19 protein-coding genes are annotated in these 19,047 nt (G+C 74.0%); 5 read left to right on the top strand and 14 right to left on the bottom strand.

What is annotated here, in order from left to right:
* Nucleotides 1-61: 61 nt before the first annotated feature.
* The 12 genes from R2B67_RS01585 to R2B67_RS01530 form a co-directional block, all read right to left on the bottom strand.
* Complete coding sequence (locus R2B67_RS01585) at nt 62-1,210, bottom strand: GNAT family N-acetyltransferase (RefSeq protein ID WP_317816003.1); 1,149 nt, start codon at nt 1,208-1,210, stop codon at nt 62-64.
* Entirely contained in the window at nt 1,207-1,908 is a 702-nt protein-coding gene (locus R2B67_RS01580; protein ID WP_317816002.1) for a YveK family protein, read from the bottom strand. The genes R2B67_RS01585 and R2B67_RS01580 overlap by 4 nt, the downstream gene beginning before the upstream one ends.
* A complete protein-coding gene (locus tag R2B67_RS01575; RefSeq protein ID WP_317816001.1) occupies nt 1,905-3,041 on the bottom strand; it encodes a glycosyltransferase in 1,137 nt (378 codons plus the stop codon). Before R2B67_RS01575 ends, R2B67_RS01580 begins: the two co-directional genes overlap by 4 nt.
* Nucleotides 3,038-3,850 (bottom strand): polysaccharide deacetylase family protein, encoded by an 813-nt coding sequence (locus R2B67_RS01570; protein WP_317816000.1) that lies wholly within the window; start codon nt 3,848-3,850, stop codon nt 3,038-3,040. Before R2B67_RS01570 ends, R2B67_RS01575 begins: the two co-directional genes overlap by 4 nt.
* On the bottom strand, nt 3,840-5,636 hold the full coding sequence (gene murJ, locus R2B67_RS01565; RefSeq protein ID WP_317815998.1) for a murein biosynthesis integral membrane protein MurJ: 1,797 nt from the start codon (nt 5,634-5,636) through the stop codon (nt 3,840-3,842). The genes R2B67_RS01570 and murJ overlap by 11 nt, the downstream gene beginning before the upstream one ends.
* The gene (locus R2B67_RS01560; RefSeq protein ID WP_317815997.1) at nt 5,633-6,985 is read right to left on the bottom strand and encodes an O-antigen ligase family protein; all 1,353 of its coding nucleotides are present in this window, start codon (nt 6,983-6,985) and stop codon (nt 5,633-5,635) included. The genes murJ and R2B67_RS01560 overlap by 4 nt, the downstream gene beginning before the upstream one ends.
* A 2-nt stretch (nt 6,986-6,987) precedes the next feature.
* Nucleotides 6,988-8,487, bottom strand: coding sequence for a sugar transferase (locus R2B67_RS01555; RefSeq protein WP_317815995.1), 1,500 nt, complete (start codon nt 8,485-8,487; stop codon nt 6,988-6,990).
* The gene (locus R2B67_RS01550) at nt 8,484-9,659 is read right to left on the bottom strand and encodes a glycosyltransferase (protein WP_398867832.1); all 1,176 of its coding nucleotides are present in this window, start codon (nt 9,657-9,659) and stop codon (nt 8,484-8,486) included. Before R2B67_RS01550 ends, R2B67_RS01555 begins: the two co-directional genes overlap by 4 nt.
* 307 nt (nt 9,660-9,966) lie before the next feature.
* On the bottom strand, nt 9,967-10,569 hold the full coding sequence (locus tag R2B67_RS01545; protein ID WP_317824754.1) for an isochorismatase family protein: 603 nt from the start codon (nt 10,567-10,569) through the stop codon (nt 9,967-9,969).
* 103 nt (nt 10,570-10,672) lie between these two features.
* Entirely contained in the window at nt 10,673-11,722 is a 1,050-nt protein-coding gene (locus R2B67_RS01540; RefSeq protein WP_317815994.1) for a polyprenyl synthetase family protein, read from the bottom strand.
* Nucleotides 11,719-12,828: a tetratricopeptide repeat protein gene (locus R2B67_RS01535; protein ID WP_317815993.1), complete on the bottom strand. Its 1,110-nt coding sequence runs from the start codon at nt 12,826-12,828 to the stop codon at nt 11,719-11,721. Before R2B67_RS01535 ends, R2B67_RS01540 begins: the two co-directional genes overlap by 4 nt.
* Before the next feature lie 236 nt (nt 12,829-13,064).
* Nucleotides 13,065-13,430: a VOC family protein gene (locus tag R2B67_RS01530; protein WP_151511343.1), complete on the bottom strand. Its 366-nt coding sequence runs from the start codon at nt 13,428-13,430 to the stop codon at nt 13,065-13,067.
* Between the two features lie 171 nt (nt 13,431-13,601).
* Here R2B67_RS01530 and R2B67_RS01525 point away from each other — a divergent pair, with 171 nt between their 5' ends.
* From R2B67_RS01525 to R2B67_RS01515, 3 genes are read left to right on the top strand one after another with little or no spacing between them, the layout of a single operon-like run.
* Entirely contained in the window at nt 13,602-14,279 is a 678-nt protein-coding gene (locus tag R2B67_RS01525) for an ABC transporter permease (protein WP_317815992.1), read from the top strand.
* Nucleotides 14,276-14,947, top strand: a complete 672-nt coding sequence (locus R2B67_RS01520; protein ID WP_109980667.1) for an ABC transporter permease — start codon at nt 14,276-14,278, stop codon at nt 14,945-14,947. Before R2B67_RS01525 ends, R2B67_RS01520 begins: the two co-directional genes overlap by 4 nt.
* A complete protein-coding gene (locus R2B67_RS01515) occupies nt 14,944-15,894 on the top strand; it encodes an ABC transporter substrate-binding protein (RefSeq protein ID WP_317815991.1) in 951 nt (316 codons plus the stop codon). The genes R2B67_RS01520 and R2B67_RS01515 overlap by 4 nt, the downstream gene beginning before the upstream one ends.
* Before the next feature lie 13 nt (nt 15,895-15,907).
* Here the strand turns inward: R2B67_RS01515 and R2B67_RS01510 are convergent, their stop codons facing one another.
* A complete protein-coding gene (locus R2B67_RS01510) occupies nt 15,908-16,807 on the bottom strand; it encodes a nitroreductase/quinone reductase family protein (RefSeq protein ID WP_317815990.1) in 900 nt (299 codons plus the stop codon).
* Between the two features lie 329 nt (nt 16,808-17,136).
* On the opposite strand from R2B67_RS01510, the gene R2B67_RS01505 reads away from it, so the two are divergent.
* Nucleotides 17,137-17,433 carry a DUF2087 domain-containing protein gene (locus R2B67_RS01505; protein WP_317815989.1) on the top strand — a complete coding sequence of 99 codons (297 nt, stop codon included), beginning with the start codon at nt 17,137-17,139 and terminating at the stop codon, nt 17,431-17,433.
* 38 nt (nt 17,434-17,471) lie between these two features.
* A complete protein-coding gene (locus R2B67_RS01500) occupies nt 17,472-17,675 on the top strand; it encodes a hypothetical protein (protein WP_162602893.1) in 204 nt (67 codons plus the stop codon).
* 74 nt (nt 17,676-17,749) lie between these two features.
* Here the strand turns inward: R2B67_RS01500 and R2B67_RS01495 are convergent, their stop codons facing one another.
* Nucleotides 17,750-18,913: a betaine/proline/choline family ABC transporter ATP-binding protein gene (locus R2B67_RS01495; protein WP_317815988.1), complete on the bottom strand. Its 1,164-nt coding sequence runs from the start codon at nt 18,911-18,913 to the stop codon at nt 17,750-17,752.
* Nucleotides 18,914-19,047 lie beyond the last annotated feature (134 nt).

The raw sequence follows: 19,047 nt of genomic DNA, 5'->3' as shown, positions 1-19,047 counted from the left end.
GTAACGGATCGACGCGAAGGCGATGTTTGCGGTGTTGTTCCACGGCCTGTCGCGGCCCGCCTCACCGCCCGATGACGGGAAGCGTGGTAAGCCGCCCGTGCCAGTCCCGCGCAGCGGGGAACCGGGTCTTCACGGTCTCCACGGCCCGCTCCCGTACCGCCACCTGCGACTCCCGCAGCCGCAGCAGCGGCTCCAGACCGGGGCGGGCCAGCAGCAGCCGCTGGTTGACCACCGTGACCGGCTGCCAGTGGTTCTTGTACTGCTCCGCGCCGCGCAGCAGGCTCAGCACCTCACGGCCGGTGTCCGAGGCCTGCTGGGAGACCTCGCGCAGCAGCATCGTCGACACATCGACCTTCCGGTCCCGCAGCCCCGGGTCCGCCCCGTACATGTAGCCGCCCGCCAGTTGCCCGGACTGCAGGGTCAGGTTGGCCGCCACGACCTGGCCGCCCATCCGGAACTCGGTGACGGCGGCACTGCCGTCGCCCACCATCCGGCCCACCGAGCGGACCAGGTGGTCCGAGAACCGGGCCCGCAGGTGCTCCGGGTTCACCCCCCGGTCCCGCCACTGGAGTTCGTGGAGCCGCAGCAGGGTGCCGATGGCCGCCGCCACCCCGTCCTGCGGGATCTCGCGGGCCTCCACGTCCAGCGCCTCGATCCTGCGCAGTTTGGCCCGCAGCCGCTGGCCCCGCGAGCCGGTGAGCCGGCCCACGAGATCGCCGAGCGGCCGGGCGGGCAGCTCCATGCACGTCGAGTCCGTGAGCCGGCTCCGCGCGCCCGGCCACCGCCCGAAGAGCAGCTGCGCCGACGCGTCCGGCCGGACCTCCCGCAGGTCGACCACGGTGTGCCGGGCGGCCCGGTCCAGACCCCGCTGGAGCGCCCCGACCGCGTACCCGGCCTCCTCCTCGTCCAGCAGGATGTCGAAGAAGTCGGAGATCGCCCCGCCCATCGGCACCAGCAGCGGCATCGGACGGTGCACCAGCATCAGCGGCGCCGCCCCGATCAGCCGCCCCGAGCGGCGCACCAGCAGGACCCGCAGCCTCCCCTCCTGACCGTAGGAGATCCACCAGGAATGGAGCCACGCGTGGCTCTGGAACGGGGTGGCGGTGGCGCAGCGGCGGTGCAGCGCGTCCCACTCCCCGGCGAGCGCGCCGAACTCCCGGAAGTCACGGCAGAGCGTCACGGTGAGGCTGCCCGCCCGGTCGGCCGTCATCGTACGAGCTCCCGGTCCTCGGTGGCGGTGGCCTGGTCCTCGGCGGCGGTCGGTCCGGGCACCTGGGCGGAGACGCTCCAGCCCGCGCGGCGCGGGCGGACGAGCAGGACGAGACCGCCCAGCAGACCGCCCGCCGCCGCTCCCACGGCGGTACCCAGCGGCACCGACGGCGAGACCGGCTGGTCCGGCTTCATGGCGTGGGTGAACTTGATCAGCTTCACCCCGGTGTCCTTGGAGACATGGCCGCTGCTCACGATGACGGCCTCGATGACCGCGTTCGCGATGTCGGCGGCCTTGCCCGGCTTGTCCGACGTCCCGGTCACCGAGATCATCGGCGAGTCGGGGGAGGTCTCCGAGCGGACCTGGGAGCGCAGGGCGCGCACCGGCTCGCCGGCCGCCCCCTGGGCGTAGGAGAGGGTCGCGTCGCTGGTCACGAGGCGCCCGTAGGACTGGGCGTAGCCGAGCGCGGCCCCGGGGACCGCCTCCTCCTCGGCGACCGCCATGGCGTAACTGGTGGCCTCGTACTGCGGGGAGGCGAGCAGCCCGTACGAGAGCCCGGACGCGGTGCCGAGCAGCACACAGACGGGCAGGGGCCACCAGTGGGGCAGCCGGGTGAGGGCGGTGCGCAGCTGCGCGGGGGCGGTACGCAGCCGCTTCCGCAGGACGGCGGGTCGCTGCTGCTCGGGAGACTCGGTCATGAAAGGGCTCTCCGGTTCGGTGGGGCGGTGTCGAGGGCGTACGCGTACACGTCCATCAGGCGCTCGCTGCTGCGCCGGATGTCGTAGTGGCCGACGGCCCGCGGTGGCGGGCTGCGGTCCGGGCGGTCCTGTATCCGCTGCCGCAGCACGGCGGTCAGCTCGTCGGGGCTCCCGGCGATCCGCGTGGCCCCCGGGGCATGGGCGGCGGACAGGTCGTCGATGGCCGGGCAGGCGTCGTGCAGGACAGGCAGCCCGGCGGCGAGCGCCTCCACGGCGGCAAGCCCGAAGGACTCCTCGCGGGACGTCGATACGAAGGTGTCGACGGCGCTGAGCAGGGCCGGGACCCCGGGCACCGGGCCGCTTCCGCCCGCGCCGCACTCCCCGAGGAGGCGGATCCGGTCCGCCGCCCCGAGCCGGGCCGCCAGGTCTTTGAGCGCCCCGGCCTCCGGCCCGTCACCGGCCAGCAGCAGCCGGGCCCCCGGCAGCGCGGCGACCGCCCGTACCGCCACGTCGAAGCGTTTCCCGGGCACCAGCCGGCCCACCCCGCCGACCACGAACGCGTCGTCGGGGATCCCCAGCGCCGCCCGCACGGCGAGCCGCCGGTCCGGGTCGAAGCGGTAGCGGTCCGCGTCGATGCCGTTGGGCACCAGCCGGATCCGCTCGGCGGGCACCCCCCAGTCCCGCAGCCGCCCGGCGACCGTGGAGGAGACGGCGACCGTGGCCGCGCCGAGCCGCTCCGTGGAGAGGTACAGGGCGCGGATGCCCCGGGTCAGCGGGCGGCCCTCGATCTCGGCGCGCCCCAGGGAGTGTTCGGTCGCCACGGCCGCCCGCACACCGGCCAGGCGCGCCGCGATCCTCCCGTACACACAGGCCCGGTAGAGGTGGGTGTGGACCAGGTCGTAGCGGCCGTCGCGGATCAGCCGGGTCAGGCGTCCGACGGCCGACAGGTCCCGGTTGCCGCGCATCCCCAGGTGGATGACGCGCACCCCGTCGGCCCGCAGGCCGTCCGCCACCGGGCCCGGGTTGGTGAGCGTCACCACGTCGCACTCCACCGGCAGATGGCGCAGCAGCAGCCGCAACTGCTGCTCGGCGCCCCCGACCCCGAGCCCGGTGATGACGTGCAGCGCCCTCACCGGGGGCCACCCGCCCGTACCGGGGGAGCCGTTCGGGCGCCCGCGCCGGGGACCGCCCCGTGGCGCAGCCCGTGCCGCAGGTCCTTCGCCCAGAGCCGTACGCCCCGGTCCGCCTGGCTGATGTGGGTGCGGGGGAGCGCGAACCGGCTGAGCAGCGGTCCCGGAGCCAGCGCGCAGCCGTATCCGTACCCGGCACGGCGCACGGCTTCCGCCACCCGCCGGTCCAGCGTCCCGTACGGATAGCAGAAGCCTTCCGGGAGCGTGCCGGTGAGATCGGCGATCAACTCGCGGCTGCGGACGGTCTCCTGGCGCAGCTCCTCGTCGGCCAGCGTCGTGAGGTCCTGGTGCAGCAGGCCGTGCGAGCCGACCTCCATCCCCGCCTCGGCGACGCGCCGGATCTCGTCGTGGGTGAGCAGCGGTTTGCGCGGTCCCAGCGGGTCCCACTCGTTCACCCCTCCCGGCCGCCCCGGCAGGACGAAGACGGTCGCGGTGCAGCCGTGGACGCGCAGGACGGGCAATGCCTCCCGGAGGAAGTCCGCGTACCCGTCGTCGAAGGTCAGCCCGACCACATCCCGCCGCCCCGCCGCATGGGCCCGCATCAGCTCCGACACCCCCACCCCCCGCAACCCCCGGCTGCGCAGCCACGCCAGCTGCTCGCCGAGCCGCCGGGGGGAGACGGTGATGCCGTACGGGTCGTCGTCGGTGTCCGTGACCGAGTGGTACGTGAGGATCCACGGCTGACGTCGGGTGTGCGGGCGGAGCCGGGACGAGGGAGCGTCGGCGTAAGGCGCCGAGGGGTCAGCGGCCATCAGTGAACCTCCGTCGGATGAGTGCCAGCAGGGAGACGACCACGGGCGAGCGCAGGGCCAGCCCGGTCAGGAAGAAGACGGCGGGGACGAGGACACACCCGGCGGCCAGGCTCAGCACGGCGTCGGGGACCAGCTGCGCCGCCGCCCAGCCCGCCGCCCCGGCCACCAGCGCCGCGCCCGCGAGACGGCCGAGCGACAGGGCGACCGCCCGGGCCCGGATCGGGACCACCCGGGTGCCCAGACCCATCAGCAGGAGCAGCGCGGTGGTGCTGATCCCGACGGCGTTGGCGGTGGCGATCCCGGAGACGCCGAAGCGGTACGTGAGCGCGTATCCGGCGCCCATCGTGACCAGGAGCCCGGTGCCCATCGCGAACGCCGGGAACCAGGTGGGCCGGCCGGACGAGAAGAACGGCCGGCTCAGCGCGCCGACGAGACAGTGGCCGAGCAGCCCCGCCGCGTAGACCCGCATCACCTGCGCGGTGGCCTCGGTGTCGGCGGTGTCGAACGCGCCGCGCTGGAAGAGGACTTCGATGATCTGGGGCGCGTAACCGAGGACGACCGCCGTGCCGAGCAGCACGACCATGCCCGCCAGCGCGAGGTCCCGCTCGACCCGCTGCCGGGCCTTCTCCCGCTGACCGGAGGCCATCGCCCGCGCGACGACCGGGAACGTCACCGTGCAGATCATCAGCGAGAGCACCATCGGCATCTGCGCGACCTTCTGCGCGTAGTTCAGATGCGAGATGGCGCCCGCCGGAAGAGTGGAGGCGAGGAACCGCTCCACCAGCACCTGTGACTGACGGCTCACCACGAACAGCACGACCGGGGCGAGGACCGTCAGGCCCAGCAGGGGAGCGGTGCGCGAGGCACGCTTCCTGAGCCGTGTGAAGCGGGGGCGGGCCAGCGGCAGCAGGCGCAGGAGGGTGGGGAGCTGGGTGAGGATCATCAGCAGGCTGCCGACGGCGACGCCCGCCGCCGCCGCCCGTACGCCCCACACCGAGTGCAGCGCCAGCGTCATGCCGATGATGCCGATGTTGTACGCGACGTAGACCCCGGCGGGCGGCAGGAAGCTGCGGTGGGCGCGCAGGGCGGCGCTGAGGTAGCCGGTGATGCCGAAGGTGAGCACGGTGACGGCGGTGAGCCGGGTGCAGTCCACCGCGAGGTCCGGATCGGCCAGCCCGGGTGCGAGGACGCGGACGACCCAGGGGGCGCCCGCCATCAGCAGCGCAGCTCCGGCCATGAGGAGGACGCAGAGCCGGGGGAGGGTGGCCGCCACCAGCTCCCGTACGGGGTCGGGTGCCGGTTCCCCGGTGTCGGTCCTCGGGGTGGCCTCGGCGTCCGCGCGCCGGGTGAGGGCGAGGCTGAATGCCGGGACGAGGAGCAGCGCCATCCCGTCCTCGATCAGCAGCGTGGCCGCCATCTCCGGCACGGTCCAGGCGATGAGGAACGCGTCACTGGCGTCGCTCGCCCCGAAGTACCGGGCGATCGCCTGGTCCCGCACCAGGCCGAGTACGGCCGCGAGCACGGTCAGCACCGCCGTGCCCGCCGCCGCACGGGCGAGGAAGGAGCCGAGCCCGGGAGCCTCGCCGCTGTCCGCCGGTTCCGGCGTGGTGTCGACGGCCGTGGTCCCCCCGGGGCCGGAGCCGGGAGGCTGCCCAGGCCCCGGGAGCAGGGGAGGGACGGCCTCCGCGCGGGCTTTCTGGGGGAGGGCGTCGCGGGGGCGGTCGTCGAGCGGAGGGGCCTCGCGGGGGAGCGCCTCCGCCTCCGTCCCCGTACCGGTGTCGCTCATGCGGTGCCCGCCTTCTCCGGCTCGGCCAGCGCCCACCAGGCGGCCAGCCCCAGGACGATGCCGCTCAGCACGGTCGTGGGCCCGCCGATGTCGGAGTACAGGAAGTTGACGCTCTGCCAGGCCATCAGGGCGACCGCCACCAGCCCGCAGTCCACGGCCGCGTGGCCGCGCGAGCGGGCCCGGACCAGCCTGCGTACGGCGCCGGTCAGGATCGCCGCCCAGCTGCCGACGACCGCCGTCAGGCCGATGAGGCCCTGCTCGCTGAGGATGAGCAGATACATGTTGTGGGGGGAGAGCAGGGCCTGCCTGCGGAACTGCTGGCCCGCGCCCGCCGTGTCGCTCCCGGAGGAGAGACCGACCGAGGCGTGGGCGTCGCGGTGGGCCGGGAACCCCTTGAGGCCGACCCCGGTCACGGGCTGCTCGCGCCACATGGAGCCCGCCGCGCTCCACATGGCGTACCGGTCGCTCACCGACCGGTCGGGGGCCCGGGTCACCTGGGTGACGCTGGCGGCCCGCTCGGAGATCATCTCCGAGCCGATGCCGAACCCGCCGACCAGGACCACCCCGGTGGCCCCCAGCACCGCCAGCGAGGCGAGCGCCTGACGGCGGCCCGTCAGGCAGAGCGCCACCAGAAGGGCGGCCGCCGTGGCGATCCACACCCCCCGGCTGAAGGAGAGCGCGAGCGGCACGATCAGCCCGACGGCGACGACAGCGGCCGCGGGACGCAGCCAGGCCGGGGCGGTACGCGGGGTCCGCAGAGCAAAGGCGGCGGCGGCCAGCAGTCCGTAGGCGACGACCGTGGCCATCCCCATGATGTCGCTGGGTCCGAACGTGCCGACCGCCCGGACCTCCTCGCCCATGTACGAGGCGCCGGTCCCGGTGACGTACTGGTCGACGCCCACCACACCCTGGACGAGGGCCAGGACCACCAGTGCCCCGGCGACGATGCGGAAGCCGTGGGCGTCCTTGAGCAGGAGGCAGACGGCGGCCGGGACCAGGACGAAGACCTGGAGGTAGCGGACCAGACCCGGCAGCGCGGCGCCGGGGTCGGCCGCCGTCACCGCCGCCACCGCGAACCCCACGGCGGGCAGCCCCAGCACCAGGGCGGCGGCCCCATTGAGCGGGCGCTGCCGGAGGGACAGCAGCCGCCCCGCACAGACCAGCACCGCGATGCCGGAGGCGATGTCGGCCGGTCCCACCCCGCCGCCGACGGCGTACGGCAGGGCGGGCAGCAGGACGGTCGCGATCAGGGGGAGCAGCGGCCACCGGCTCCGCCAACCGCTCGAAGGCGGAAGCGGAACGGTACGGGCCGGGGCCCCGGGCACCGGTGCGGTGAGGGTGGCGGCCATGGTCAGCTGCCTCCGAGCCGGAAGAAGGAGCCCACGGTCCGCGCCAGCACGCACGCGTCCTGCCACAGGGACCAGGTATCGATGTACCGGTTGTCGAACCGGGCCCGCTCCTCGATCGAGGTGTCACCGCGCAACCCGTTCACCTGTGCCAGCCCCGTGATGCCCACCGGCATCCGGTGGCGGGCCTGGTAGCCGGGGTGCGTACGGCTGAACTGGGCGACGAAGAAGGGGCGTTCGGGCCGGGGGCCGACCAGGCTCATGTCGCCGCGCAGGACGTTCCACAGCTGCGGCAGCTCGTCCAGCGAGCTGCGGCGCAGCAGCCGGCCGGCGCGGCTCATCCGGCCGTCGGAGGCCACGTTCCACCGGGTCGCCGACTCCTGGGCGTCGGCGGGCCGCAGCGTACGGAACTTCAGCAGGACGAAGGGGCGGCCGTGCCGGCCCACCCGCTCCTGCCGGAAGATGACGCCGGGCCCGTCCGAGAGCCGCACCGCCAGCGCGCACACCGCCATCAGCGGGGACAGCAGCACCAGACCGGTCCCCGCCAGGAGGGCGTCCATCACCCGCTTCGCCGCATGGCTCACGGGCCGGTGCGTGCCGTCCTGGAGCGGGTGGGCGGCGAATCCCCACAGGTGGTCGGGGCGGCCCCCGGCGGGGCGGGTGGCCACGGCGGTGTCGCCGGTCACCAGCCACACCCGGCAGCCGTGGCCGGTGAGCAGGGCGAACAGAGCGGCACCGTCGGGGGTGGACTCTGGCGGCGCGGTGAACACCGCGTGCCGCACGCTGTTCTGCACGACGGCCCGTCCCACCTCCTGCGGGGTGACCAGGACCGGCAGCTTCACGACGTCCGGCGGTGCGGAGGCGTCCTCCGTGGAGACGGCGGAGGCGTCGGGACCGGCGGACGCGGCGACCCGGCCGACCGGGCGCAGCCCGTACCCGGGGTGGTCGTACAGCGCCGCCGCCACCTGACGGGCCACCGGGCCGTGGCCCACGATCAGCGTGGAGAGCGGGTTGCGGATCGCCGCCCGGTGCCGGATCCGGTGCACCACCGCGCGTGCGGAGGCGCACAGCACGGTCTGGACGGCCGCCGCGTACGCGAGCACCGCCCAGCCGAACGCGTGGGCCGGGGCCCAGACGTCGACGACCTCCATGGTCACGTACCACTGGAGCAGGGAGAGACCGAGGAGCGCGGGCACTTCGGAGAGCACCGAGGGGGAGAGGCCGAGCCGGTAGAGCCCCCGGTACGCGTGGAGCAGCACCTGCGCCACCGCCTGGACGGCGACCACGGGCCAGGGCCAGCCGGCCGGGGCGCACAGGGCGAACGTGCCGGCCAGCGCCGCCGCGTCCGCGCCGAGCAGCTGCGCGACGGGCGCGAAACGCGTGGCGGCGCGTCCACCGCCGAGCTCCCGCGTACCGCCGTCGCCTCTTCGCGGCGGATGAACCGTGGGCGCCTGTACGGCTGTTGCCTGTCCGGCGCCGGGGGCCGGTGCACTCTCCATCGTCATCGCTCGGTGCGCTTCCTCATCGTGGGGCCGGACAGGGAGACAATTTCCTGGTAGAGACCGGCAACCGCCCCCGCGGTCCGTCGGACGTCGAACGCCGCCCGGGCATGGCGCAGGGCCCGGTGGGACACCGCCTCGCGCAGCTCCGGATCGGTGAGCAGCGCGGTGAGCGAGGCGGCGAGCGCCGCGGGGTCCTCGGGCGGTACGAGGAGGTGGTCCTCGTCGCCCGGCGCCACGCTCTCCCGCGCCCCGCTCACCTCGCTCATCACCACGGCCCGGCCGCAGGCCATGGCCTCCAGAGGCGCCAGTGCCATGCCCTCCCAGCGGGACGGCAGGACGACGACGTCGGCCGCGTGGATCCACGGCCGTACGTCGGCGCTCGCCCCGGTGAACAGGACGCCGGCCGGGGCCGTGGCCTCCAGGCCGGCCCGGTCCGGGCCGTCGCCGACGAGCACCAGACGCGCGCCCGGCACCCGCAGCCGCCGCCAGGCGTCGAGCAGGACGTCCTGGCCCTTCTGCCGGGTCAGACGGCCGACGCAGACGACGAGGGGAGCCCGTGGATCCACCCCGTCCAGCAAGGGCAGCGTGGCCCGGGCCGCGGTGCGGTCGGCCTGCCCGCCGGGACGGAAGCGGTCGAGGTCGATGCCGTTGTGGATCACCGACCAGCGGGCGGCGATGCCCGCCTGCTGGCCGGTGCGCCGCTCGGACTCGCTGACGCAGAGGATGTGGTCGGCCCAGCGCGCCCCGAACCGCTCCCACCCCCGGGCCAGTTCGGCGGTACGGCCGTCCACGGCCTCGAAGGACCAGGCGTGCGGCTGGAACACCGTGGGCACCCGGCCCCGTACGGCGATCCGGCCCGCGAGACCGGCCTTGGCGCTGTGCGCGTGCACCACGTGCGGGCGGCAGTCGCGGACGATCCGCCGCGCGGCGGCGACCTCACCGGCCAGCCGCGGGCCCGGGGCCCGGGTGGCGGACCAGCCCCGGACCTGAGCCCCGGCGGCGGCCGCCCCGACGGCCAGCGGGCTCCCGGGCGGGCAGGCCACCACGGGCCGCAGCCCGGCGACGGTCTGGGCCCTGACGAGATCGGTGACGACCCGGGCCACTCCACCGTCCACGGGCTGAACCAAATGAAGGACCGTCAATTGTCTTTCTTCGGCACGACGCATGTGCAGCACGTACGGCTCTCTTCGCTCAATCCGGTGAGTAAAGCCGAAGTGCACTTTGGCAGACATGTGGCGAAATCGTGCGCGTGACTCGCTCATACGACCACGTGGGGATTACCCGTACGATGCCGCTGATCAGGTGGTACGCGCGGCCGATCCGTAACTTCGCGAAAGCGTCGGAATGCGTGTCAGGGGAGGGGGTGCGGCGCAATCGCGGGGGCTGGCCGAAGGAATTGCCTCGGGGAGGACGTGACTCTGTTCGCCGCATCTCGGGGGCGGCCGGTTGCCGCAGTGGATGGCGGCACCATCTACCTGACGGTCACGTAGTTCTATTGTCGGGAAAGGACTCCGCCCGGGTGGCCGCGAAGGTGACGTCCCCGGCGTGGGCGATGATCTCCACCTCGTCGCCGAGGGCCCATTCCGCGACCCGGGACGCCATCGCCGCCGGCACGATCTCACTGATCCCCGGCGCGGCCGGGATGTCGTACGTGGCGTGCGCGTCGTGCGGCAGCACGACCCGGTACTCCAGCTCCAGCGCCCTGCGGGCGGTGGCCAGGACGCACATCTCCGACATCACCCCGCACACGGCGAGCGACGCGACCCCGGCGCCCGTCAGCCGGTCCTCCAGCGCGGTGCCCTCGAAGCCGTCGTCCTCGGTCTTGCGCATCACGGTCTCGGCCGGGCCGCCGTTGACCGGGAGGAACAACTCCCACCCGGGGGTGTGCGGTTCGTCGGGCTCCCCGGCCGGCCCGTCGTTCTGCAGGTGGACGATGAGCGCCCCGGCCGCCCGGGCCCGGCGGACGAGGGCGTCGACCCGGTCCAGCAGCCGGGCCGCGTCGGGCACGGGGTTCTCGCCCGCGACGAAGGCCGCCTGGAGATCCACGACGAGCAGTGCCTGTACGGGGGCGGGGTGGGGGTACATGGCGGCTCCGGCCTTCGGGGTGCGCAGGGGCTCAAGGGTGTTCAGGGGCTTGGGGGTGTTCATCCTCGCAGCCGGCGGCCCGGGAAAGGCCGCCGGCTTCAGGTCATCCGGTGCGGTCGACGAGGAACGGGATCAGGGTGAGCAGGTCCCCCCGCGCGCCCTCGTGGAGCTCCACCCCGTCCAGGCAGGCGCGGGCGGCCCGCAGGTGCTCCCGGGCCTCGGTGACCGTGGCCCGGCGTCCGCCGGCCTCGTCGACCAGCTCGGCCGCCCGGCGCAGCCCCGCCTCGTCGAGCGGCCCGGCCCCGGTGAGGAGGGCCTCCAGCCGCCGGGCCGCCGGGTGGTCGGCCGCCAGAGCGGCGAGCACCGGGAAGGTCTTCTTGAGCCGCCGCAGGTCGCTGTGGACCGGCTTCCCCGTGATCTGCGGATCGCCCCAGATCCCCAGCAGGTCGTCCACCGCCTGGAACGCCACGCCCAGATGCCGCCCCGCCCCGTCCAGCGCGTCGGCCGTGGACGCGGGGGCACCGGCCAGCACCGCACCCAGGGCGGCGGCACAGCCGAGCAGGGACCCCGTCTTGTGCGTGGCCATCGCGCGGTACTCGTGCGGCAGGACCGCCTCGGGCCCCGTCCACGGCCGCGACTCGAAGAGCAGGTCCTGCGCCTGACCGTGCACCAGGTCGCCCAGCGCCCCCGACAGATGGCGCACCGCCGCCGTACCTCTCGGGCCGGGGACCTCCGTCAGGATCCGGACGGCCAGCGCGAACAGGGCGTCCCCTGTCAGGACGGCGGGCCCGGTGCCGTACGCCTTCCAGACGGTCGGGCGGCGGCGCCGGGTCTCGTCGCCGTCCATGATGTCGTCGTGGATGAGGGAGAAGGTGTGGACGAGCTCGACGGCGACCGCGCCGGTGACCCCGTCCAGGCCGCTGCCCCCGGCGGCCTCCGCGCCGAGCACCGCGAGCGCCTGGCGGACCCCCTTACCCTGCGAGCCGGGGACCGGGTCGCCGTCCACCCCGCTCCAGCCCAGCGAGAAGGCGGCCGTCTCGGCGTGCCAGGGGTGGAGCCGGCGCACCGACTCGACCAGGGCGGGCCGGACCAGCTCGCGGCACCGGTCGAGTATCTGCGGCGCGGCCGCCTGACGGGTCGTGGACAGGGTCATCGGGCCCGGGCCTCCTCGTACGCGGCGGCGGATCCGGTGCCGGGGGCGGTCGCCGAGGAGGCCTCCGGGAGATCCGCGACCGGTTCCACGCCCAGCTCGGCGTACGCCTTCTCCACCATCTCCCGGGCGTTGAGCAGCCCGATCCGGCTCAGCCTGCCCCGCAGCTCGTCCAACTCGGCGGCCGTGTCCGCGCGGTCCCGGCCGAGCCGGGCGCGCGCCTTGACCAGACCCAGGGCCGCCAGCGCCTCGCCCCGGGGTTCGGTCATCGCGCGGAACTCGCCGAGCGCCTGCTCGTAGACCTCGCGGGCCTCCTCGTACCGTCCGGCGCGGAAGAGCACGTTGGCGCGCATCTTGTGGTTGTAGGCGAGTGCGCTGGAGAGCTTCATCTCCCGGCAGGTGACCTCGGCCTCGGCGAGCAGACCGAGCGCGCGTTCCGTCGCCCCGTCCCGGAGGGAAACGATGTCAGCGATGCCGCGCAGGGCCCAGGCCCGGCCCCGCCGGTCGTCCGCGTCACCCGCGAGGGCGGCCGCCTCCTCGAACATCTCCAGGGCCGAGTCGAGCTGCCCGGTGTTGCGGTGGATCTGCGCGATGCCCTCCAGTGCCCACACCGTGTGGCGGGCCTCGCCCCGGGCGCGGGCCTCGGCGAGCAACTGCTCGTGCAGGGTGGCGACCGTCTCGTAGTCGCCCTGGATGCGCCCGGTCTCGGCCAGTCCGGCGAGCGAGTAGCCGCGCGCGACCACGTCGCCACCGCGCTTGCCCAGCTCGGCGGCGAGCCCCAGCAGCCGGAACGCCAGCCGCAGCGAACCCCGTTGACGCGCCAGCGTCCCCCCGCTCCACAGCGCCCAGGCCATCGCCCCGGTGGCCCCGGCCGAGCGCGCGGCCCGGTAGCTGGCCTTCCACGCCCGGTCCGCCTCCTCGACCTGCCCCAGCCGGCGGTGCGCCTCGGCCACGGCGAGCCCGCTCCGCGCCACCTCCTCCTGGGAGCCGGAGAGCTCGGCCTGTTTCAGATGCCGTACGCCCTCGGCCAGTACGTCGGTGAGGGAGGCGTTCACCGACATCTTGGTGAGAGCACCCTGGTACTCGGGCGCCAGTGCCTTGGTCTGCATGGGAGCCTTCCGCGCGGTGCCCGGGACGGGCCGGTGTCCACTATGCGCACCGTGTATACATAGGGTGCATAGTTGGCCGGTTCTCCGAGCCCGGTACAGGTGGGGGCGGACGCCGCTCGTTCCCGGGCGGCGAACCGTTCTGTCAGTGATCAAGACGGCGGCGGGGCGCCCGGGGTTGCTCGAACCCCGCAGGACGTTCTCCGGAAGTCCCCCGGGCGTGACCGGCCCCTCGGCCGTCAGCCGGCGCGGGGCGGCTCGTGCAGGCCGAAGGGGGACCCCTGGTCGTCGCGGCAGAGCCGGAAACGGCCGAACCGGGCGGCCGACGCGTCGTCCTCGCCCAGGTCCGTACCCTCCACGCTGCCGCCCAGCTCACGCACCTGCGCCACCGCGGCGGCCATGTCGTCGACCCGGAAGAAGAGATACGGGCCGCCCCCGGGATCACCACCGTGGACACCCCCCTGCCCGCTGGGGGTCCCGATCGCGAAGCCGCCCTCGCCCGAGGGGCCCGGCTCGAAGTTCCACCCGAACAAGGCACCGTAGAACGTCCGGGCCTTCTCGGGATCGTCCACCCCGAGCTCGAAGAAGGAGATCTCACCGGCCATCGCGGGCACCTGCCATCTCTGCCGGGGGCCGCACACGCCGTGCGGGGACGCGCGCGCTCGCTCCCTCCCACCGTACGGCGGCGGATCCGCCCGCGCAGTGCCGTCCCGGCGGCTTCCCCGTACGGGCGAACAGGACGGGCGGTGCCCCCGTGGCCGGGCTGGAATGGGCGGGTGACGGCACCCCCGGACGACTGCCTCGCACGCAACGAATGGATCTGCGGCGCCTACCTCTCCAGCCGCCGGGAGATCCTCTGGGATGCTGCCCTTCAGCACCTCCAGCTGACCGCGCTCGCCGTCCTCATCGGGCTCGCCCTCGCCGTCCCGCTGGCCCTCGCCGCCCGCCGCTGGAGGTGGGCCGCCGGACCCGTGCTGGGGCTGACGACGATCCTCTACACCATCCCGTCGCTGGCGATGTTCTCGCTGCTCCTGCCGGTGTACGGGCTCTCCGCCGCGCTCGTCGTCACGGGGCTCGTCCTCTACTCGCTGACCCTGCTGGTCCGCAACATCCTCGCCGGGCTCCGGGCCGTCCCCGAGGAGACCCGGCAGGCCGCGCGCGGCATGGGGTACGGGCCGCTGCGCCTGCTGCTCGCCGTGGAACTCCCGCTCGCGCTGCCCGCCGCCATGGCCGGACTGCGGATCGCCACCGTCTCCGCCGTCTCCCTCGTCACGGTGGGCGCGATCGTCGGATACGGCGGGCTCGGCAACCTCATCTACTCCGGGATGAACACCTACTTCAAGGCCCAGGTGCTGACCGCCTCCGTGCTCTGCGTCGTCATCGCCGTCGCCGCCGACCTCCTCCTCCTGGGCGCGCAACGGATGCTGACCCCCTGGACCCGGAGGCAGACATGAACGTGCTCTCCGAGACCTGGTCCTGGCTCACCACCGCCACCCACTGGTCCGGCCCCGACGGGATCTGGAACCGGCTCGGCGAACATCTCTTCCTCACCGTCGTCTGCCTGCTCATCAGCTGCCTGATCGCCCTGCCCGTCGCCCTGGTCCTCGGCCATCTCGGCAAGGGCGGCGCGCTCGCCGTCAACATCTCCAACATCGGCCGGGCGGTGCCCACCTTCGCCGTGCTCGTCCTGCTGCTGCTCACCCCCGTGGGCACGTACGGCCAGTGGTCGACGATCATCGCGCTCGTGCTGTTCGCCGTGCCGCCGCTGCTCACCAACGCGTACGTCGGGATGCGCGAGGTGGACCGGGACGTCGTGCGGGCCGCCCGGGGGATGGGCATGACCGGGCGCCAGATGCTGTGGAGCGTGGAGCTGCCGCTGGCACTCCCGCTGATCCTCACCGGCGTCCGGATCGCCGCCGTGCAGCTCGTCGCCACCGCCACCCTCGCCGCCCTGGCCGGCGGCGGGGGACTGGGCCGGATCATCACCGCCGGGTTCAACCTCGCCTCCACCCCGCAGGTGGTCGCCGGGGCGATCCTGGTGGCGGTCTTCGCCCTCCTCGTCGAGAGCCTCTTCGAGGCGGGTCAGCGGATGGCGCCCAGCCGGGGGAGGGAGGCCGCATGAGCCGGGCCCGCCGGACCCTCGCGGCGCTGGTGCTGCTCGCCGCCACCGCCTGCACCACCGGCCCCAGCCTGGAGAACCAGGGCGAGGTCACCGCGCCGCCCGGCGACAGCAAGGAACTGACCATCGGCTCGGCCGGATTCACCGAGAGCGACCTGCTGGCCCAGATGTACACCCTGCTCCTGGAGCGCGCCGGATACTCCGCCGACATCATCTCCGTGACCAACCGGGAGATCTACGAACCCGCCCTGGAGAGCGGCCAGATCGATGTCGTACCGGAGTACGCGGCGACCTTCGCCGACTGGCTGAACGCCAAGGCCAACGGCGCCGACGCGGCCCCCGTCGGATCGCCCGACCTCGCCGCCACCATGAAGGCGCTGCGCGCGCTCGCGGCGCCGCGCGGGCTCACCGTGCTGGACCCCGGCCGGGCCGTCGACCAGAACGCCTTCGCGGTCGCCGCCTCCTACGCGAAGGAGCACGACCTGAAGACCCTCAGCGACCTCGGCCGGGCGAAGCTCCCGGTACGCCTCGCGGCGGGCGACGAATGCGTCCAGCGGCCCTACTGCGCACCCGGGCTGAAGGAGACGTACGGCATCGACATCGTCGCCGTCGACCCGAAGGGCGTCGGCACCACCCAGGCGAAACAGGCCGTCCAGAACGGTCAGGACCAGATGGTTCTGACCACCACCACCGACGCCACCCTCGACCAGTTCGGACTGGTCCTGCTGGCGGACGACAAGAAGCTCCAGAATGCCGACTACGTGGTCCCCGTCGTCAACCGCGCCCGCGCCGGGAGCGCCGGCGTGCGCGACGCCCTCGGCCGGCTCAACACCGTCCTGACCACCGCCGACCTGGCCTCCATGAACGAACAGGTCGACAGCTGGCGCAGGCTCCCCGAGGACGTCGCACGCAGCTACCTGGAGTCGAAGAAGCTCATCCCCAAGGGCTGAGTCCTCAACGTGCTCAACGGGGAGCCGGCGGCCATGGCACGTCCGCCAGCAGGGGCAGGATCTCGGCCTCCTCGTAGTCGAGGTGCTCGGTCAACTGGTCCGACATCCTCGTCAGTTCGGCGCGGAAGCGGTCCGGATCGGCGATGGCCACACCGGCCAGCAGCGCCGCCAGCGCCGACTGCACGGCCGCGATCGACCGGTGCTCCTCCCGGAGCCGGTCGAAGACGGGGCGGAGGTGGGGGTTGTAGCCCTCCATGGCCGGGAACATATGGCCGTCCTCGCTCGTGTGATGGAACTCCAGCGCCTGGCAGAACGCCAGGCAGCGCTGCCGGATCTGGAGGCCGAGGCCGGGAGACGCCGGGGCGCCCGCTCCCCGGTGGGCGGCGCGGGCGGCGAAGTGCGCTTCCGTCTCCGCGTGCACCTGGGCCAGTTGGCCGCGCAGCCAGGTGTGCACCTCGGTGAGCTTGCCGGCCAGCGAGGTGATGGCGGGGGCCGGTTCCTGCGGGTCGGGGAGGTGGAGGACCACCACCGGCAGCCCCCGGTCGGTCGCCGCCTGGTACTCCGCGTAGCCGGGCGCTTCGGCCACCACCCGGGCGAACAGCTCGTCGCGCGTGGCCCCTTCGGCGGGTACGGCGATGGTCTCGAACTCCTGGTCACCCAGCTCCACCTGGACCGCCGGGTGGGCCAGGAGGTTGTGGTACCAGTCGGGGTGGTGCGGGGCGCCGAGGTTCGAGCCGACGACCAACACCCGTTCGCCGTCGCGGACATGGCCGAGCGGGGTGGTGTGGGGCCGCCCGGTGCGGGCGCCGGTGGTGGTCAGCAGAAGGAGGTCGGAGCCGGCGAAGGGGCCGCCGACCTTGCCCGCGTTGGCGCGGAACTCATCGATGACGGACTGCTGGAAGGCAGAGGGCATGGGTGTTCTGGGTCTCCCGTAGACGGGTGCGGAAAGGGTGTGGATACGGCGCGGCGCGGGGCGCGGAGTGCGGCCGGGAACGGCGGCACGCGCGGTCGCGGAGGCGCTGGGCGTCAGAAGCAGCGGGCGGTGAGTGGACTCATCACGTCGTCCCTGGAAGAAGGTGCTGGCTTGGCCGTCGGCCGGCCCAGATCTCTTTGGCCGACGTCACGCCGCACGCCGACCATTAGAGCGAGGGTGCCCGACGCTGTCAACGGGGGACGGGCCGCCGCTCCCGGCGCGCGGAAAACGCGTTGCCCGCCCGCTCGTGGCCTGCGACGCTCGGGCCCATGCCTGAACAATCGACCCTGCCGCCGCAGCGGCCCGTCCGCCGTACGCACCAGGTCTCCGCCCTCTTCGCGCACGGCCGGCTGGTCACGATCCCGCGCAAGCAGGCCCGGCTGGAGCAGCTGCTGGTGCACCTCGCCGAGACCCTGTTCGAGCGCGACCGCTCGTACACCGAGCAGGAGGTCAACGAGGCGCTGCTCACCGTTCACGAGGACTGCTCCGCGCTCCGCCGCCACCTGGTCGTCGCCGGGCTGCTGGTGCGGCCCCGGGACGGCAGCAGCTACCGGCGCGGCAGGTGACCTCCCGCCCCTGCGGCCCGGGATGAGATCCTGACCGCATGGGGATTCTGCGCAAGGCGTGCACGCGCTGCACGAAACGGGGACGGCTGCGGCGCGGAGTGTGCCGCCGATGCCGATTGAAGGAACACGGGGCCGAGGCGGCCGACAGCGGCAGCGACGTGGCGGAGGTCATGGTGGAGACCGGTGCGTTGGGGGCGGTGGGTCGCGTGTTCGGCGCGATCGTCCGCGCGATTCTCAACTGACCTCCCGTACGAGGGAGATACCGGGGGCGGCCGGTGTGCGGGAGCACGAGCTCCCGCACACCGGCCGCCCCCGCTCACGCGTCCGCCACCGAGTCGAAGTCCACCTCCTCGCGCCCCACCCCCTGCGCGTCCGCGTCCACCGACCGGCGCAGCGCCTCATGGAGCTTCGCGGGCGTCAGGACCCCCAGGAACCGGGCCCCGTCCAGCACCGCCACCCACCCCGCGTCGTGCTGGAGCATCTCGCTGAACGCCTGCTTCAACGGGGCGCCGACCGGCACCCACGCCTCCATCCGGCGGGCCAGAGCGCCCACCGTCCCCCGCTCCCCGGCGCTCCGCAGCGCGTCCGCCGACACCCAGCCGTGCAGCTCGCCCGCGCCGCTCAGCACCACCGCCCAGCGGGCCCCCGCCGCCCGCAGCCGCTCCGCCGCCACCGCCGCCGACTCGTCCAGCCGGGCCACCGGCGGCTCCTCCAGGTCCTCCGGCTGGATCGCGGTCACCGACAGCCGCTTCAACCCCCGGTCCGAGCCCACGAACTGGGCCACGTACGGGGTCGCCGGGGTGCCGAGCACGGCGGCCGGGGTGTCCAGCTGCTCGATGCGCCCCTCCCCGTACACCGCGATCCGGTCGCCCATCCGGACCGCTTCCTCGATGTCGTGCGTGACCATCAGGACCGTCTTGCGCACCCGCTCCTGGAGGGCCAGGAACTCGTTCTGCAGCCGCTCCCGCACCACCGGGTCCACCGCTCCGAAGGGCTCGTCCATCAGCAGCACCGGCGGGTCCGCGGCGAGCGCCCGCGCCACGCCGACCCGCTGGCGCTGACCGCCGGAGAGCTGCGACGGATAGCGCGAGCCGTACGTCTTCGGGTCCAGACCCACCAGGTCCAGCAGCTCCGCCGCCCGCTCCCGGGCCCGTGCGCGCTTCCAGCCGACCAGCGCGGGCACGGTCGCGGTGTTGTCCAGGACCGTGCGGTGCGGGAAGAGGCCGACCTGCTGGATCACATAGCCGATCCGGCGGCGCAGCTTCACCGGGTCGATCCCGGCGATGTCCTCGCCGCCCACCAGGATCCGGCCCGAGGTCGGCTCGATCAGCCGGTTGACCATCATCATCGTGGTCGTCTTGCCGCAGCCGGACGGCCCGACCAGCGTCACCAGCTCACCCTCCGCCACCTCGAAGGAGAGCCCGTCGACCGCCGTCGTCCCGTCCGGGTAGACCTTGCCGACCTGCTCGAACCGGATCATGTCCGCACAGTAGGAGCGCCCCGGGCGCGGCGCACACGGGCCGGGACCGTCCGGGGCACCCGCCCCTTCGCCGACGGCGCCGGGCCATGTGCTGAACTGGCCCTTTCATCAGGACTCATCAGGACCCGCCCGGC

It is taken from the genome of Streptomyces cyaneofuscatus (genome assembly GCF_033109485.1).
Lineage (GTDB): Bacteria > Actinomycetota > Actinomycetes > Streptomycetales > Streptomycetaceae > Streptomyces > Streptomyces cyaneofuscatus.
The sequence above is the reverse complement of the archived record's forward strand: the minus strand, read 5'-3'. Positions and strand labels throughout refer to the sequence as shown.

Coding starts and splice junctions, on each gene's coding strand:
- R2B67_RS01560 (WP_317815997.1), bottom strand. CDS start 6,985: ATGGCCGCCACCCTCACCGCACCGGTGCCCGGGGCCCCGGCCCGTACC.
- R2B67_RS01570 (WP_317816000.1), bottom strand. CDS start 3,850: ATGGCCGCTGACCCCTCGGCGCCTTACGCCGACGCTCCCTCGTCCCGG.
- R2B67_RS01500 (WP_162602893.1), top strand. CDS start 17,472: ATGGGGATTCTGCGCAAGGCGTGCACGCGCTGCACGAAACGGGGACGG.
- R2B67_RS01545 (WP_317824754.1), bottom strand. CDS start 10,569: ATGTACCCCCACCCCGCCCCCGTACAGGCACTGCTCGTCGTGGATCTC.
- R2B67_RS01510 (WP_317815990.1), bottom strand. CDS start 16,807: ATGCCCTCTGCCTTCCAGCAGTCCGTCATCGATGAGTTCCGCGCCAAC.
- R2B67_RS01540 (WP_317815994.1), bottom strand. CDS start 11,722: ATGACCCTGTCCACGACCCGTCAGGCGGCCGCGCCGCAGATACTCGAC.
- R2B67_RS01495 (WP_317815988.1), bottom strand. CDS start 18,913: ATGATCCGGTTCGAGCAGGTCGGCAAGGTCTACCCGGACGGGACGACG.
- R2B67_RS01580 (WP_317816002.1), bottom strand. CDS start 1,908: ATGACCGAGTCTCCCGAGCAGCAGCGACCCGCCGTCCTGCGGAAGCGG.
- R2B67_RS01530 (WP_151511343.1), bottom strand. CDS start 13,430: ATGGCCGGTGAGATCTCCTTCTTCGAGCTCGGGGTGGACGATCCCGAG.
- R2B67_RS01505 (WP_317815989.1), top strand. CDS start 17,137: ATGCCTGAACAATCGACCCTGCCGCCGCAGCGGCCCGTCCGCCGTACG.
- R2B67_RS01555 (WP_317815995.1), bottom strand. CDS start 8,487: ATGACGATGGAGAGTGCACCGGCCCCCGGCGCCGGACAGGCAACAGCC.
- R2B67_RS01520 (WP_109980667.1), top strand. CDS start 14,276: ATGAACGTGCTCTCCGAGACCTGGTCCTGGCTCACCACCGCCACCCAC.
- R2B67_RS01515 (WP_317815991.1), top strand. CDS start 14,944: ATGAGCCGGGCCCGCCGGACCCTCGCGGCGCTGGTGCTGCTCGCCGCC.
- murJ (WP_317815998.1), bottom strand. CDS start 5,636: ATGAGCGACACCGGTACGGGGACGGAGGCGGAGGCGCTCCCCCGCGAG.
- R2B67_RS01535 (WP_317815993.1), bottom strand. CDS start 12,828: ATGCAGACCAAGGCACTGGCGCCCGAGTACCAGGGTGCTCTCACCAAG.
- R2B67_RS01585 (WP_317816003.1), bottom strand. CDS start 1,210: ATGACGGCCGACCGGGCGGGCAGCCTCACCGTGACGCTCTGCCGTGAC.